The 15,473-nt window shown below is 62.8% G+C and carries 13 protein-coding genes, 1 tRNA gene and 1 pseudogene; 2 read left to right on the top strand and 13 right to left on the bottom strand.

Features of this window, described 5'->3' with window-relative positions:
- Positions 1–110 precede the first annotated feature (110 nt).
- The 5 genes from CAG46_RS19085 to CAG46_RS19065 all read right to left on the bottom strand — a co-directional run bounded on the left by CAG46_RS19085 (position 111) and on the right by CAG46_RS19065 (position 4,418).
- Entirely contained in the window at positions 111–1,316 is a 1,206-nt protein-coding gene (locus CAG46_RS19085; protein ID WP_085618305.1) for a methyltransferase, read from the bottom strand.
- 128 nt (positions 1,317–1,444) lie between these two features.
- The gene (locus tag CAG46_RS19080) at positions 1,445–2,134 is read right to left on the bottom strand and encodes an ABC transporter permease (protein WP_015268628.1); all 690 of its coding nucleotides are present in this window, start codon (positions 2,132–2,134) and stop codon (positions 1,445–1,447) included.
- On the bottom strand, positions 2,134–2,826 hold the full coding sequence (locus CAG46_RS19075) for an ABC transporter permease (protein WP_025337363.1): 693 nt from the start codon (positions 2,824–2,826) through the stop codon (positions 2,134–2,136). The genes CAG46_RS19080 and CAG46_RS19075 overlap by 1 nt, the downstream gene beginning before the upstream one ends.
- A 54-nt stretch (positions 2,827–2,880) precedes the next feature.
- Positions 2,881–3,633 carry an ABC transporter substrate-binding protein gene (locus CAG46_RS19070; protein ID WP_085618304.1) on the bottom strand — a complete coding sequence of 251 codons (753 nt, stop codon included), beginning with the start codon at positions 3,631–3,633 and terminating at the stop codon, positions 2,881–2,883.
- A gap of 11 nt (positions 3,634–3,644) precedes the next feature.
- Positions 3,645–4,418: an ABC transporter ATP-binding protein gene (locus tag CAG46_RS19065; protein ID WP_003257472.1), complete on the bottom strand. Its 774-nt coding sequence runs from the start codon at positions 4,416–4,418 to the stop codon at positions 3,645–3,647.
- Between the two features lie 664 nt (positions 4,419–5,082).
- On the opposite strand from CAG46_RS19065, the gene gabP reads away from it, so the two are divergent.
- Complete coding sequence (gene gabP / locus CAG46_RS19060) at positions 5,083–6,468, top strand: GABA permease (RefSeq protein ID WP_025337364.1); 1,386 nt, start codon at positions 5,083–5,085, stop codon at positions 6,466–6,468.
- Positions 6,469–6,648: 180 nt separating this feature from the next.
- Here the strand turns inward: gabP and CAG46_RS19055 are convergent, their stop codons facing one another.
- From CAG46_RS19055 to CAG46_RS19025, 8 genes and pseudogenes are all read right to left on the bottom strand, one after another.
- Positions 6,649–7,092 (bottom strand): hypothetical protein, encoded by a 444-nt coding sequence (locus CAG46_RS19055; protein WP_013970488.1) that lies wholly within the window; start codon positions 7,090–7,092, stop codon positions 6,649–6,651.
- A gap of 59 nt (positions 7,093–7,151) precedes the next feature.
- Positions 7,152–8,132 (bottom strand): polyphosphate kinase 2, encoded by a 981-nt coding sequence (gene ppk2, locus CAG46_RS19050; protein WP_085707975.1) that lies wholly within the window; start codon positions 8,130–8,132, stop codon positions 7,152–7,154.
- A 249-nt stretch (positions 8,133–8,381) separates the two neighbouring features.
- Positions 8,382–8,546, bottom strand: a complete 165-nt coding sequence (locus tag CAG46_RS28935; protein ID WP_172827546.1) for a hypothetical protein — start codon at positions 8,544–8,546, stop codon at positions 8,382–8,384.
- A 3-nt stretch (positions 8,547–8,549) separates the two neighbouring features.
- Positions 8,550–9,137, bottom strand: a pseudogene (locus CAG46_RS19045) (zeta toxin family protein).
- 350 nt (positions 9,138–9,487) lie between these two features.
- Positions 9,488–9,563, bottom strand: a tRNA-Phe gene (locus tag CAG46_RS19040).
- Positions 9,564–9,653: 90 nt separating this feature from the next.
- On the bottom strand, positions 9,654–9,926 hold the full coding sequence (locus CAG46_RS19035) for an oxidative damage protection protein (RefSeq protein ID WP_003257478.1): 273 nt from the start codon (positions 9,924–9,926) through the stop codon (positions 9,654–9,656).
- Positions 9,923–10,990, bottom strand: a complete 1,068-nt coding sequence (gene mutY / locus CAG46_RS19030; protein WP_013970490.1) for an A/G-specific adenine glycosylase — start codon at positions 10,988–10,990, stop codon at positions 9,923–9,925. The genes CAG46_RS19035 and mutY overlap by 4 nt, the downstream gene beginning before the upstream one ends.
- Entirely contained in the window at positions 10,987–13,233 is a 2,247-nt protein-coding gene (locus CAG46_RS19025) for an AsmA family protein (protein WP_085618391.1), read from the bottom strand. Before CAG46_RS19025 ends, mutY begins: the two co-directional genes overlap by 4 nt.
- A gap of 387 nt (positions 13,234–13,620) precedes the next feature.
- Here CAG46_RS19025 and CAG46_RS19020 point away from each other — a divergent pair, with 387 nt between their 5' ends.
- Positions 13,621–15,282, top strand: coding sequence for an OFA family MFS transporter (locus CAG46_RS19020; protein WP_085618393.1), 1,662 nt, complete (start codon positions 13,621–13,623; stop codon positions 15,280–15,282).
- Positions 15,283–15,473: the final 191 nt, after the last annotated feature.

The following is a 15,473-nucleotide window of genomic DNA, read 5'->3' as shown; positions in this document are numbered from 1 at the left end:
TTACTGGCCTTGACGCGCAAGCTGGAATAAGCGAAACGCTTGAAATAGCGCTTGGATCCAACAGGTAATCACAAGCTTGTTCACAGAGTTATCCACAGGTTGTGCTGCGGCTAACGGTCGCGTTCGGCAAGGATAAGCAGGTTGCGCGGGGTGAGTGGGTAGTCGCAGAAGAGGCCAAGGCGCACGTTGTAGCCTTGTTCTTCGAGGAACAGGGCGCGATCGAGTACCAGCCACAGCTCCAGCGGCCGGCGGAACAGGTTGCGCACGCGCTCCAGGTTGCGGACCTCGGCCAGGCGTTGCCAGCCGGCGGCTTCCAGGGCTGCCCAGTCCGGGTTGCCAGTCAGCTGCAATTGCTTGAGTTCGGCCAGGTCGCGGCAGTACTGCTCGAAGGGCTTCTCCAGCCAGGCCACGGGTAGCGACGGTGTCGGCAGGTACTCGTCGGTCTGGCGCTGCTGGCGTTGCAGCAGGTCGAAGCCCAGGCGCCGGGCCATCGAGGTGTCGCGCTGGCGTCGTACGCGGGCGCCGGCGGTAACGGTTTCGCTCAAGGGCAGGCCCAGGTCGTCCAGTGACAGCCGCAGGCTGGAGGCTTGGGCGGCTGTGGATAACGCTTGGTACTGCTGCGCCGCGATGCGGTTGTAGCAGCAGGGGGCCACGGCCAGTTGCCGGCAACCTTGCTGGCTGGCCAGTTGCATCAGGCGCACATGCAGGTCGCCACAGGCGTGCAGGGCGACCACGCTTTTGTCGCCAGCCAGGTGGCGGGCGCTGTCGTTGGCCATCACATCCTGGTGCACATGCTGCGCTGGCAAGTGGTGGTGCGCGCTCAGGGCCTGGCCGGCGGCGACCAGTTCGGCGTCGTATTCCAGGCAGGTCAGGTGTTGGCCGGGTTGCAGCAGGCGGCGGCCCAGGTGGCCTTTGCCGGAGCACCAGTCCAGCCAGTGACTGGGCTGTTCGCGGAAGGCCAGGTGGCTGGCGAAGGCTTCGATCTGCTGCCATTTGCGGCCAGGGACGGCTACGTCGAGGCGGTGCGCGGCGGGGGGCAGGTCGGTTTCCGGGAGGTTGCCGAGTGCCGAAAGCTGTCGGGCTTGCTGGGCCAGTTGCGGGAACGGGGCGGGCAACGGGGCAGCGGTGGTGTCGGTTTCGGCGTCTGCCAGGGAGCATTGGCGCAGGTGGGCGGCAAGCTCGGGGTGGGCGGTTTCCCAGGCCAGCTGCAGGCTGGTGAAGGGGCGCGGTTTCCACAGCTGCTGGTGCTCGATCAGGAACTGGTCGAGGGCCTGGAAGCGGGTGCTTAGGTGGGGGCTGTGGAGGTGGTTGGGCATGGCAAGGATGTGTGGTGGTTTTGAGGGCCTCTTCGCGGGCACGCCCGCTCCCACAGGTATAGCGCCACATTCAAGGTTGGCGCTACACCTGTGGGAGCGGGCGTGCCCGCGAAGCAGTCAGTGAGGTCTCAGCGGCCCTGGCACGCATCCACGCGCAACCAGCGCTCCAGCAGCTTGAAACCCTGCACCAGTACGAACGAGATCACCAGGTAGAACACCCCGGCGGCAAAGAAGATCTCTACCGGCAGGTAGGTGCGGGCGATGATGGTACGGGCCATGCCGGTCAGTTCCAGCAGGGTCACGGTACTGGCCAGGGCACTGGCCTTGAGCATCAGGATCACTTCGTTGCTGTACGCCGGGAGGCCGATGCGCGCGGCGCGTGGCAGCATGATGTAGAACAGCGTCTTGCCCCGCGACATGCCCAGTGCCCGCGCCGCCTCGATCTCACCCTTGGGGATCGACTGCAGCGCGCCGCGCAGGATCTCGGCGATGTAGGCAGCAGTGTGCAGGGTCATGGTCAGCACGGTGCACCAGAACGGATCGCGCAGGTACGGCCACAGCGAACTCGAACGCACCGCGTCGAACTGCGCCAGGCCGTAGTAGACCAAGAACAGCTGCACCAGCAGCGGCGTGCCACGGAAGAAGAAGATGTAGCTGAACGGCACCGCGCGCACATACCAGTGGCGCGAGGAGCGGGCGATGCCCAGCGGGATGGCCAGGATCAACCCGGCAACCACCGCGATGGCCACCAGCTCCAGGGTCAGGGTCGCACCCTGGGCCAGGCGTGGCAGCCATTTGATGATGACTTCCCAATTCATTATTCGGCCCTCGCAAAGCCGCGAGCGGCGCGTTTTTCCATGAAGTGCATGCCGGTCATGGCAATGATGGTCAGGCTCAGGTAGATGCAGGCCGCAACCATGTAGAAGGTGAACGGCTCTTTGGTCACGGTCACGCCGATTTGTGCGTGGCGCATGATTTCTTCCAGGCCGATCACCGACACCAGGGCGGTGTCCTTCATCAGGATCATGAACAGGTTGCCAAGGCCGGGCAGGGCGATGCGCCACATCTGCGGCAGGATGATCCGCGACAGGATGCGGCCTTTGGACAGGCCAAGCGCCAGGCCGGCTTCACGGTGGCCCTTGGGGATCGCCAGGATGGCGCCACGGAACACTTCGGTGGCATAGGCGCCGAAGCACAGGCCCAGGGCGATCACGCCCGCAGCGAAGGCGCTGAGCTCCAGGCCCGGCATGTTCAGGGCTTCACCGAGGGCGTTCATCAAGCCGACGGTGCCGAAATAGATAAGCAGTACCCACAGCAGTTCGGGCACGCCGCGAACCAGGGTCGAATAGAAGCCACCAAGCCATTGCAGTGGCTTGATCGAGGAAGTCTTGGCCAGGGCGCCGAGCAGGCCCAGGACCAGGCCCAGCAGCAAGGCGCAAAGCGCCAGTTTTACGGTCATCAGGGTGCCGGCCATCATGGCCGGACCGAATCCGTGCAGGTCGATATTCATGGGCAGGTCATTCTAGGGACTGGCGCGCCGCAAGGGCGCGCCGGTCGGGGCGGATCATTCGATGCTGAACGGGAAGTACTTGTCGTTGATCTTCTTGTACGTGCCGTCGGCCTTGATTTCTGCCAGGGCCTTGTTCAGGTCGTCGCGCAGCTTGGTGTCGCCCTTGCGCACGGCAATGCCGATCTTGTCGCTGTCCATCACTGGCTCACCCTTGAACTCGAAGTTCGAGCCGTCTTTGCTCTTCAGCCACTCGTACTGCACGTACTTGTCGGCCAGGATGCCGTCGATGCGGCCGGCAACGAGGTCAAGGTAGGCGTTTTCCTGGGTGTCGTAGAGCTTGACGTCTACACCCGGGAAATTGTCTTCAAGATAGGTGCCGGCCAGGGTGGCGCGCTGGGTGCCGATCACCTTGCCCTTGAGCGAGTCCTTGTCAGTCTTGAAGTCGACGTTTTTCGGCGCGATGAACTGCAGCTTGTTGGAGTAGTACGGCTCGGTGAAGTCCACGGCCTGCTTGCGCTCGTCGGTGATCGACAGCGACGACACCAGGAAGTCGAACTTCTTGGCGTTCAGGGCCGGGATGATGCCGTCCCAGTCGGAGGTGACGACCGAGCACTCGACTTTCATCTTGGCGCACAGGGCGTCGCCGATGTCTTTGTCGAAGCCGACCACGTTACCGCTGGCATCCTTGTTGTTGAACGGTGGGTAGGCGGCTTCGATACCCATGCGCAGTTTCTCTGCGGCCAGGGCGTTGGCCGACATCACCAGCGTGGCAGCAGCTGCCAGGAGGAACTTCTTGTAAGTGTGCATGTATTGCTCCGTTAGCGGTGGCTGGACATGAATTGCTTGCAACGCGCCGAGGTCGGGTTCTCGAAGACCTGCTGCGGCGATCCCTGCTCTTCGACCAGGCCCTGGTGCAGGAAGACGACTTCACTGGACACATGGCGGGCAAAGCTCATCTCGTGCGTCACCAGCAGCATGGTACGGCCTTCTTCGGCCAATGCGCGGATAACGTTTAGCACTTCCTGGACCATTTCCGGGTCGAGCGCCGAAGTTGGCTCGTCGAACAGGATGACCTTGGGCTTCATGGCCAGGGTACGGGCAATGGCGGCGCGCTGTTGCTGGCCACCGGAAAGCTGGGCGGGGTAGCTGTGGCGCTTGTCGTAGATGCCCACCTTGTTCAGCAGGGCTTCGGCGGCTTCGATGGCCTCGGCCTTGCTCTGGCCGAGCACGCGGCGTGGTGCCTCGATGATGTTGTCGAGGATCGACATGTGCGGCCACAGGTTGAAGTTCTGGAAGACGAAACCGATCTCGCTGCGCAGGCGGTTGATCTGGCGGTTGTCGGCGGCGACCAGGTCGCCGTTCTTGGCGGCCTTGAGCTTGAGGGCTTCACCGGCGACCAGGATTTCGCCCTGGTGCGGGTTCTCGAGCAGGTTGATGCAGCGCAGCAGGGTGGACTTGCCGGAGCCGGACGACCCCAGGATGGAGATCACGTCACCGTCGCGTGCGGTCAGCGAAATGCCCTTGAGAATTTCCTGCTCGCCGTAGCGTTTGTGCAGATTGCGGATTTCCAGCGCGGGCGTGGCCTGAGCCATGTGCGGTCCTCATGTGTACGGGTGCGTTCCCAGCTGTTGGCGGCCTTCCTGGCGTGCGCCAAGCTAGCATAGCGGCATTATCACGGCCAACAGGGTCGCTGGGGACTCGGGGCGCTGGTGGGGCGGTTTGTCGCATCGTTGCAGCGCAACGTCGCGCGGATGTCCGCGAAGGTGTCGCCCAGCACCAGAGCCTTGATGAAAAAAGGCGCGATGGTGCCAGCTTTGGCCCGCTCATGGAAGCGGTTTTAGACCTTTCGCGGGCTCGCCCGCTCCCACGGGTTCGTTAAAAAGCTCAAATGGTTGCACCTGACCTGTGGGAGCGGGCATGCCCGCGAACGGGGGAGGTCGGGTCTTCAGGTTGTACCTCTAGGTTGCACTTTTTTGCATTGCAGCGGTGCACAGGTGTTACCGGGGAGCACCTTTGGTGCGTTTGTAAGTGGGTATTTCAGTAATCCGATGATTTGGCGGCCTTTCGGTCAGCCGTTGGCCGAAAGCCCTCCAAACCGCATACTAAAAGGCCTGCCGACTTTTCTGACGAATGCATTCAGCACATGGCGCGCTTATTGCCAGTAGGAAACCGCCGATTGCAGCGACGCCCAGGTCAACCCCAGGCGCGCTCCGTAACCGCAGTCGGAGTGGTCCACTCCTTACAAAGGTAGTTTTAATGAGCGGTAACAATTCCAATGACCTCGCTCAGGGGCTCAAACAACGGCATGTGACCATGCTGTCCATCGCTGGCGTCATCGGTGCCGGCCTGTTCGTTGGCTCCGGCCACGCCATCGCTGCTGCCGGCCCAGCTGTGCTGCTGGCTTACGCTGCCGCCGGTACGCTGGTCGTGCTGGTGATGCGCATGTTGGGTGAAATGGCTGTCGCCTCGCCTGACACCGGTTCGTTCTCTACATATGCCGACCGCGCCATCGGGCGCTGGGCCGGTTTCACCATTGGCTGGCTGTACTGGTGGTTCTGGGTACTGGTAATTCCGCTGGAGGCCAACGCCGCCGCGGCCATCCTGCATGCCTGGTTCCCTGCGGTCGACCTGTGGGCGTTCTCCCTGGTCATCACCTTGGCGCTGACCCTGACCAACCTGTGCAGCGTGAAGAACTACGGCGAGTTCGAGTTCTGGTTCGCCCTGCTCAAGGTGCTGGCGATCATCGGCTTCATCGCTGTGGGTTGTGCTGCCATGTTCGGCTTTGTGCCGAGCAGCCAGGTAAGCGGTGCCAGCCACCTGTTCGACACCCAGGGCTTCATGCCTAACGGCCTGGGCGCGGTGCTGGCAGCCATGCTGACCACCATGTTCTCGTTCATGGGTACCGAAATCGTTACCATTGCCGCTGCCGAGTCGAAGGACCCGGGCAAGCAGATCAGCCGCGCCACCAACTCGGTGATCTGGCGTATCTGCCTGTTCTACCTGGTGTCGATCTTCCTGGTCGTGGCCCTGGTACCGTGGAACGACCCGGCCCTGGCCGAGACCGGTTCCTACCAGACCGTGCTGAGCCGCATCGGCGTGCCGAATGCCAAGCTGATCGTCGACATCGTCGTGCTGATCGCCGTGACCAGCTGCCTGAACTCGGCGCTGTACACCTCGTCGCGCATGCTGTTCTCGCTGAGCAAGCGTGGTGACGCCCCGGCCATTGCCCAGCGCACCACCAAGTCGGCTACCCCGCATGTGGCGGTTCTGCTGTCCACTGCAGCGGCCTTCCTCTGTGTGTTCGCCAACTTCGTGGCCCCGGCCCAGGTGTTCGAGTTCCTGCTGGCCAGCTCTGGTGCCATTGCGCTGCTGGTGTACCTGGTGATTGCCGTGTCGCAGCTGCGCATGCGCGCCCAGCGTGAGGCCCGCGGCGAGAAGATCACCTTCAAGATGTGGCTGTTCCCGGGCCTGACCTGGGCGACCATTGCCTTCATCATTGCCATTCTGGTGGTAATGGCGCTGCGTGAGGACCACCGCGCCGAAATCATCGCGACCGCATTGCTGAGCATTGGTGTGGTGGCGGCTGGCTTGCTGGTGCACCGCAAGCGTGAAGCTGCCGGGCGGGTGGCGCTGGATAACTGATCCGCGCTGGCTGAAATGAAAAGGCCGCGTCCTGTGAAGGGCGCGGCCTTTTTTGTTGCCTGTTCCGGCCCTTTCGCGGGCTTGCCCGCTCCCACAGGGACGGCATTGCCTTCGGGCCTGTGGTGTTCATGTGGGAGCCGGCTTGCCGGCGATAGGGCCCGGGCAGGCTACACAGCCCTGTCAGCCAAACTGCTTCTGCTGCTGTTGCTGCTTGGCAACCAGCTCCGAAGCCGCCACATAGGCTGCCTGGAACTCATCGCTCTCCAGCCAGGCCATGGTGGCCTCTTCGTCGGCCCCGTCCAGCCATTTGCGGTAGGCATTGAACACCAGCACGATGTAGTCGGTGGCGTGTTCTTCCTTGTGCCCCTTGAGCACCAGGGCCAGCAGCGGGTCTACCAGGAACACCGAAATCATCGGCACCAGGCCGCCTTCCTGGGCTTCCTTCATTTTCTTGAACAGCGGGTCGTAGCTGCCCGATTCCATGGCCTTGTTGTACACCTGCTCGATGCTGGCGCTGTCGCCAGCGCTGGCCTTGACTGCCTGGCCGCTGCGTACCATGCGGTTCTGCTTGGCCTTGCTGGCGGCGCGCTTGGCGCGTTTCTGTTGCTTGGTGGGGGTGGCCATGGGGTGAATCCTTGGTGGGGCGGAAATTGCGCGTATTGAAGCGCAGCAGGCACGCCGATTCAACTGGCCTGCGGCTCTGCCTCATCTTCCTCGAAACCTCGCGACGCCCGACCGACCAGCAACTCATCCGGCGCATGCGCCACACTGTGGTTCTTCCCCGGATAATCCAGCGAATGCAGGAAGTGCCGGATGCAATTGATCCGCGCACGCTTCTTGTCATCGGACTTGATCACCGTCCACGGCGCATCGGCGGTATCGGTATGGAAGAACATCGCCTCCTTGGCTGCTGTGTAATCGTCCCACTTGTCCAGCGACTTGATGTCGATGGGCGACAGCTTCCAGTGCTTGAGCGGGTCGTCCCGGCGCGAGATGAAGCGGCGCAGCTGCTCTTCGCGGTTCACCGAGAACCAGTACTTGAACAGCAGGATGCCGCTGTTGCACAACATCCGCTCCAGCTCCGGGGCCTGGCGCATGAACTCCAGGTACTGCAGTGGCGAGCAGAAATCCATCACCTTTTCGACGCCGGCGCGGTTGTACCAGGAGCGGTCGAAGAACACCATTTCACCTGCCGTGGGCAGATGCTGGATGTAGCGCTGGAAGTACCACTGGCCTTTTTCCTGCTCGGAAGGCTTTTCCAGGGCAACGATGCGAGCACCACGAGGGTTGAGGTGCTCCATGAAGCGCTTGATGGTGCCGCCCTTGCCTGCGGCATCGCGCCCTTCGAACAGGATCACCACGCGCTGGCCGGTTTCCTTCACCCAGCTCTGTACCTTCAGCAACTCGATCTGCAGCGCGTGCTTGGCCTTCTCGTAGTCCTGGCGACGCATGCGGGTGCGGTAGGGGTAGCTGGCCGGCAGGTGGGCCGAGGTGCTGTCTTCGTTGCTGCCCTTGGGGGCGGTGGCGACTCCCAGTGCAGCAGGTTGCTGGCTGATGCTGGTGATCGTCGGCTCCGGCTTGCGCTGGCGTGGGCGACGCGTGCGGGCTGGGGTGATGGCGGGCTCGCTGGGGGCGGGGAGCAGGAGGGGGGATTCTTCGCTCATGGAGGTCCTTGCGAGGTCAGGTCGAATGTCCACCTGGCATCTTAAGGATGAGCGATCGATGGCGTTTTGATGTTGGTCAACCCAGGTTGCCTGAATGGGCCATTTCTGCCTGCGGTTCATTGGTCTGGAGACGGAGGAAGAGGGGTGAAAGCAAGGGGTATGAAGGCTAGCGGAAGATGGTGTACTTCAAAGGGCCCTTTATGGGCCCTTGCAGGGTTGATGCAGTCCAGCGGCCATTGAGAACAGGCCTTACGCAGATTTGGCAGCAGCCTCGAGCATGACTGCTTTCTGGCGTTTTGTGGCTTCAACGAGCACGGTGTTATATACGCGTTTCTTCTCGTCGGACTTGGCATTGCGAATGAACTCCGCGAAGGGGCTTTTTACCTTCTCGGGTGTGGACTTGAAGAGGCTCATGCTTCACTCCTGGGGGTTCTCAAGCGTCGCCTTCAGTTGTTCGCGGGTGAAGCGCTCGGGAATGTGGTAGTCGATTTTGTCAACGCCTGCCTTGTAAAGGCGGTTCGAGTTATCAATGTGCTTCAACAGTAGGTCAACGTGGACCTCTTTGCCATACTCTAGCTTAAGGGTATTCACCACGTCACGAGCGGCGAAATACTGTTCGACGAAATGGTCGACCAGAATCCGTCGTCCTTCAGCTTGCTCCCGGGCCTTCACGAACTCCCATGCTAGCTGCGGATTCTGGTAGACGTAGAGAATCTGAACGTAGCGCCCCTTCTATAGCGAGCGATCAATGTTGCGCCGTGCTACATCCAGGTTGGCCAGCGTCCCGTCAAGCAGGAACGACTGGTGCTGTTTCAGGGCGAAATCCAGAATTTTTTCTACCACGATGGAGACCGCGCCCTGGAAGAGGTAGGCGTTTCCGCCTTGGTAGTCGGCAAACTCACTGCGCAGCTCATCAGGATCGATCCGAAGGATTGGCTGATCGGAGAACAGGTTCAGAAGCTCAATGGAAGCCTCTGTCTTGCCTGCGCCGGGTGAACCAGACATGAAAACAGACACTGGCTCCTGCTCGGCCGGGTACCGATCGGTACAGGTGAGTTTTCTGGCGATCGCTTTCTTATTGGCTTTTGCAAATGCTATGGCGCTGTTCCACAGCTGCTGCTCTTCTACCGTAAAAACCATTTGCCTCTCCTTTCAAGCGGGCCGCTTGGGGGAAGAGTCTCGGCGTGAGTGGTAACCGAGTCCAGCGCCTTGTCATGACGGTATGTTGCAGTGGGGGGGGTATGCTTGGGCGGATAGGCGGAGCGGGCAGAAAACCACAGACAACAAAAAACCCGCACTAGGCGGGTTTCTTGTTGTCGCTTCGGGTAACTTTGCAACCACCAGAAGCTTGAAGGTGGTGCCCAGAGACGGAGTCGAACCGCCGACACGAGGATTTTCAATCCTCTGCTCTACCGACTGAGCTATCTGGGCGACGAGGTGAATTAAATAGACTTTCAGACCGCTCGTCAACGACTTTTTGAAAAAATTTTAAATTAATTCCGTCGCTTACGTTCCGTGGGGTCATTCCGAGGGTGGAACGTAGCCTTCCGCCTGGGCGTATTCTTCGCCGGCGAAAAACTTGTCCATCTCGCCCTGGAGGAATTTGCGGTCCTCTGCGTTCATCATGTTCAGGCGCTTTTCGTTGATCAGCATGGTCTGGTGCTTCTGCCAGTCGGCCCAGGCTTTCTGCGAGATGTGTTCGAAGATGTCCTGGCCCTTGGCGCCGGGGTAGGGCGGGCGCTCCAGGCCTGGCAGTTCTTCTTTGTACTTGCGGCACATCACGGTGCGGGTCATCGGGCGTCTCCTGCAATCAGTTCGTCGGCCGCGCGTTTGAGCAGCTTTTTCACCGGGGCGGCGAGGCCCAGGCGCGGCGGGGTGGCGAGGTTATACCAGAGCCAGTCGGCCTCGGCCACGTGCTGGCCGACCGGGTCGACGCGCACCAGCCAGGGCTCGATCGCCAGCTGGAAGTGGCTGAAGGTATGGGTCAGGCCGTCCATGGCGCGGCTGTCAGCCAGGCGCAGGCCGTGCTGGTAGGCCAGATCGTCGAGCTGGGCGATGTCGTCCAGCTCCGGCAGGCTCCACAAACCACCCCACAGGCCGCTGGACGGGCGGCGGTAAAGCAGGATGGCGCCTTCGTGGTTGGCCAGCAGTGGCATCAGTGTGCGGCGTTGCGGCAGTGCCTTGCGCGGCTTGGGCTCGGGGTAGCGGGTTTCTTCACCGTGCAGGTGCGCTTCGCAGCCTCGCTGCAGCGGGCAGATCAGGCAACTGGGCTTGCTGCGGGTGCACAGCGTGGCGCCCATGTCCATCATCGCCTGGGTGTAGTGGTTGGCTCGCTGCTGCGGGGTAAAGCGTTCGGCCGTGGCCCACAGCTGGTTGGCCACCTTGGGCTCGCCGGGGTAGCCGGCCTGGGCGGTGTAGCGGGCCAGCACGCGCTTGACGTTGCCGTCGAGGATCGGTGCGCGGATGCCCATGCTGATGCTGGCGATGGCGCCGGCGGTGGAGCGGCCGATGCCGGGCAGCTCGGTGAGCTGCTCGACACTGCGCGGGAATTCGCCGCCATGCTGTTCGACCACGATCTTCGCGGCCTTTTGCAGGTTGCGTGCCCGGGTGTAGTAGCCCAGGCCCGTCCACAGGTGCAGCACTTCGTCCTCCGGCGCCTCGGCCAGGGCCTGCACGGTCGGCAGGGCCTGCATGAAGCGGTCGAAGTAGTTGAGCACGGTGCTGACCTGGGTCTGCTGCAACATGATTTCCGACACCCACACCCGGTACGGGTTGATGCCCTGTTGCCAGGGCAGGTCGTGCCGGCCGTGTTCGTCATACCAATCCAGCACTGCGCTGGAGAACTGCTCGGGGCTCATCGCTTGAACAGCCCCTTGAGCGCGTCTTTCAGTTCCGGGCTCACTTTGTCTCCGAGTTTTTCATCGATCTTGTCTTGCAGGCGGTTGCCGGCCACCTTGGCGGCAACCTTGCCCAGGCCGTCCTGGTCCAGACGGCAGGCTTTGGCGCCCAGCTCCAGAGGGCCACGGCAGCGCAGCGGTATTTCGACACCCACATAGCGTTCGTTGACCTGGCAGGCCGGGTCCGGCATGGCGCGCTGGTCGCCTTCGACGACCACGCCAACGTTGTAGTCCATGCCCAGTACACGCAGGTCGAGGTCACCATGGCCATTGACGGTCAGGCCCGGAATGCGTGCCTTGAGGTCCGGGTTGTTGGCGACGCCATTGCGTACTACCAGGCTGCCACGCAGTTCCTGGAACGGGGTGTCCTTGCCGCGAGGCTCGCCGGTGAGCGATTTGCGGTTCAGCGTGGCGATGGCCTTGCACAGCTGCTGTTCCAGGTTGGCATTTACCAGCACGCCGTCGTTGATGACGAAGTTGGCGTTGCCGTTGAGGGTGTCGACCAGGGCCTTCTGGCTGTTGCCGGTGGCGGTCAGGTCGCTGGTCAGGGTCAGCAGGCCTTTGACCGGTGGCGTCTGTTCCTTGCCCTCGGTCTTGATGAAGTGTTCCACCGGCACCCGCTGGATGCTGGTGTTGACGCCCAGTTGCGGCACGGCAGGGCGCACGTCGACGGTGCCCTTGGCCTCGAAGGTGCCGTTGTACAGTTCACCGCGCAGGGTTTGCAGGGTCAGCAGGCCGCCCTGGCCGATGGCCTTGAGCTGGGCGTCTTCGATCGGCAGTTTGTCCAGGGTCAGCGAGCCGAAGGCCAGGTCGGCCTGCAGGTCGAGGGCGCGCAGGCGGTCGACTGGCAGCAGCTTGTCATCGCTCCAGGCGACCTGGGTCGGGGCGTTGGGAAGCGGCGTGGTGCCAGGGCCGGCGACCGCGCTGGCTTCCTGTTGCTTGACCTCGGCCTGGCGCGCGGCGGTGGCGCCCTTGGCCTCTTCACTCTTGGCCGGCAGGTAGCGGTCGGCGTTGAAGGTGTCGCCCTTGAGCTGCAGGCGCAGGGCCTGTTTGGCGAAGTCTTCGACGGCCACGCGGCCACTGAAGGTGCTGTCGTCCAGCTTCACCGCCAGGTCTTCCAGGGCCAGGCTGTTCGGCGTGCCCTGCAGGCGGGTGACCAGTTCCAGCTTGGCGAAGGCCGCCGGGTCGTTGGTGGCCGGCAGCGGGCGGCCGATGCTGTCGAGGAAGGTGCGCAAGTCGAACTGGGCGATGGACAGGCCGCCGCTCAGCTGTGGCGCCTTGTCCAGGTCTCGCAGGTTCAGCTCACCCAGGGCGCGCAGCTGGTTGGCCGAGACTTTCAGGCCGTTCCACGAGGCGACATTGGCGGCCAGGTCGACCAGCAACTGGCCTTGGGCGGCGAAGGTCACGGTCTTGCCGCCGGTGGGCTCCCCCGAGGTTTCGCCCGACAGGCGCATGTCTTCGAAGTTGTAGCGCTTGAGCTTGCGGTCGAAGCGCAGCTCGCCGGCCAGTTCGGTGCGGGCCTTGATGTTCGGCTGGCTGGCACTGAGGAAGGCGCTGGCCTTGAGCGGAATGTTCGCCCCTTCGTGGACCGGGCCGGTGCTCAGCTGGATGCTTTCGGCGCTGTAGCTCTGGCCGGTCTTGGCATCGGTGTACTGCACGCGGGCGTTGTTCACGGTCAGGCTGTCGATGTCCAGCTTGACGGCGCGTTCATTGCTGGCGACCGGTGCCGACGCCTGTTCGGCCGGTGCCTGGGCCGGAGCACTGGCCTGCGAATCGGCGCTGGCGCCGTTCTGCGCGGGCAGCGGCTTGCCGATGTCTTCCCAGTTGCCATGGCCCTGTTCGTCACGGGCCAGGGTCAGGTTCAGGCCCTCGACGCGTACGTCGCTCATCTGCACTTCGCGGCGCAGCAGTGGCAGCACACGTACAGAAAGCCCGAGCATCTGCAGGTCGGCGAACGGTTCCTTGGGTTTGTTCAAGGTGGCGATGCTCGCTTCGTGCAACTCCAGGCCCAGCCACGGGAACAGGCTCCAGCCAATGTCACCGTTGAGGGTCAGCTCGACGTGAGCCTTGTCACGTGCCAGCTGGCGAATCTCGTCTTTGTAGTCGTTGGGATCGAAGAGGTGGGTCAGGGCGAAGCCCAGCGCCACGATGATCAGCAGCAACCCGAGAAGCCCTAGTCCCAGGATTTTGCCGAACGCTTTCATGGGCGAGTCCTTGTAGTCCGTTTTTGAAATTCAAGCGCCAGAGTATAGCGCCGCAGTGGTTGCCCCTGCGTATTCGACTAGAGATACAGGGCATTTCCTACGTGTACGGCAGATGGTACGGCTTTCGACAGCCATGATTTTGTCAGTTCCGAATGTGTGGCCTGTACTGGCCCTATCGCCGGCAAGCCAGCTCCCACAGGGATCCCGCTGTCCCCGAGGTCGGTGGGGTACTTGTGGGAGCTGGCTTGCCGGCGATAGGGCCGGTATAGGCAACATGACCGTTTCAGCCGAGCAAAAATTAACGATATCAGATTGCTTTCACGCTACTTGATGCTGCTACCCTTGCGCCGCTTTGCCTGCACCCTACCTATAAGAAGGATCTGATCCATGAGCAGTACCGTCGCGGCGGGGACCTTGGCCAGTGCGCCAGGCTTCCTGTCGAAGGAGCGCATCATCGCCCGTCCGGGCTTCAACCGCTGGCTGGTCCCGCCGGCCGCCCTGGCCATCCACCTGTGCATCGGCATGGCCTATGGCTTCTCGGTGTTCTGGCTGCCGCTGTCGCAAGCCCTCGGCATCACCGCCCCGGTTGCCTGCGCAGCGGACATGGGCTTCATGGCCCGTATGTTCAGTGCCGAATGCGATTGGCCGATTTCCATGCTGAGCTGGATCTACACCCTGTTCTTCGTCTTCCTCGGTTGCTCGGCGGCCGTGCTGGGTGGCTGGCTGGAACACGCCGGACCGCGCAAGGCCGGCCTGGTGTCGGCGCTGTGCTGGTGCGGCGGCATGCTGATTTCGGCGATTGGCGTGAAAACCCATCAGCTGTGGCTGATGTGGCTGGGTTCCGGCGTAATCGGTGGTATCGGCCTGGGCCTGGGCTACATCTCGCCGGTGTCGACCCTGATCAAGTGGTTCCCGGACAAGCGCGGCATGGCCACCGGCATGGCGATCATGGGCTTTGGTGGCGGGGCCATGGTCGGTGCACCGCTGGCCACCGCGCTGATGGGCCATTTCGGCAATGCGCAGGAAGTGGGCGTGTGGCAGAGCTTCGTCGTCATGGCGGCGATCTACTTCGTGTTCATGACCGCCGGTGCCCTGGCGTATCGCATACCGCCGACCGGCTGGAAGCCAGAAGGCTGGAGCGCCCCGGTGAAGAAAGCTGGCAACGCCATGGTCACCGACCGCCACGTGCACGTCAGCGTGGCCTGGAAGACCCCGCAGTTCGCGCTGATCTGGCTGGTGCTGTGCCTGAACGTGTCGGCGGGTATCGGCATCCTCGGCATGGCTTCGCCGTTGCTGCAGGAAGTGTTCGCCGGCAAGCTGCTGGGCAACGGGCTGAGCTTCAGCGAGCTGAACAGCGCCCAGCTGGCGCAGATTGCCGCGATTGCCGCCGGCTTCACCGGCCTGCTGAGCCTGTTCAACATCGGCGGGCGGTTCTTCTGGGCGTCGTTCTCGGACTACATTGGCCGCAAGAACACCTATTTCGCCTTCTTCGCCCTGGGCGTGGGGTTGTACAGCCTGGTGCCGAACATGGGGCACCTGGGTAACGTGGCGCTGTTCGTCGCGGCGTTCTGCATCATTCTGTCGATGTACGGTGGTGGTTTTGCCACGGTACCGGCCTACCTGGCCGACCTGTTCGGCACGCAGATGGTCGGCGCCATTCATGGCCGCCTGCTGACCGCCTGGGCGGCGGCGGGGGTGCTGGGCCCGGTGCTTATCACCTACCTGCGCGAGTACCAGTTGGCGGCCGGGGTGGAGCGTGCGGCTGCTTATGACATGACCCTGTACATCCTCGCCGGCCTGCTGGTGCTGGGCTTTGTCTGCAACATGCTGGTGCGGCCGGTGGCCGACAAGCATTTCATGAGCGATGCCGAACTGGCTGCCGAGCGGGCGTTGAGCCATGACAAGGGCGCCGATGGGGCGCGCTCGCTGGAGTGGAAGGCGGCGCCGGGTAGCCTGCCGCTGGTGCTGCTGGCCTGGGCGGTGGTGGTCGTGCCGTTGGCCTGGGGCGTTTGGATTACCCTGCAGAAGACGGCTGTGCTGTTCCATTGATTGGGGGCGCTTTGCGCCCCATCGCGACACAAGGCCGCTCCTACATCTGTCCCCGTTTTCTCTGCGAGCGCGGTCCCCTGTAGGAGCGGCCTTGTGTCGCGATGGGCTGCAAAGCAGCCCCAGGCCCCCGGTTGTATAGACCTGTAACGGTATCCAGCCTGCGTAATTCCTCGTTCTGCCATATGTCATCC

The sequence above is a fragment of the Pseudomonas sp. B23(2017) genome, assembly GCF_002113725.1.
GTDB classification, from domain to species: domain Bacteria; phylum Pseudomonadota; class Gammaproteobacteria; order Pseudomonadales; family Pseudomonadaceae; genus Aquipseudomonas; species Aquipseudomonas putida_Z.
This window is presented reverse-complemented; position numbering and strand designations above follow the sequence as displayed.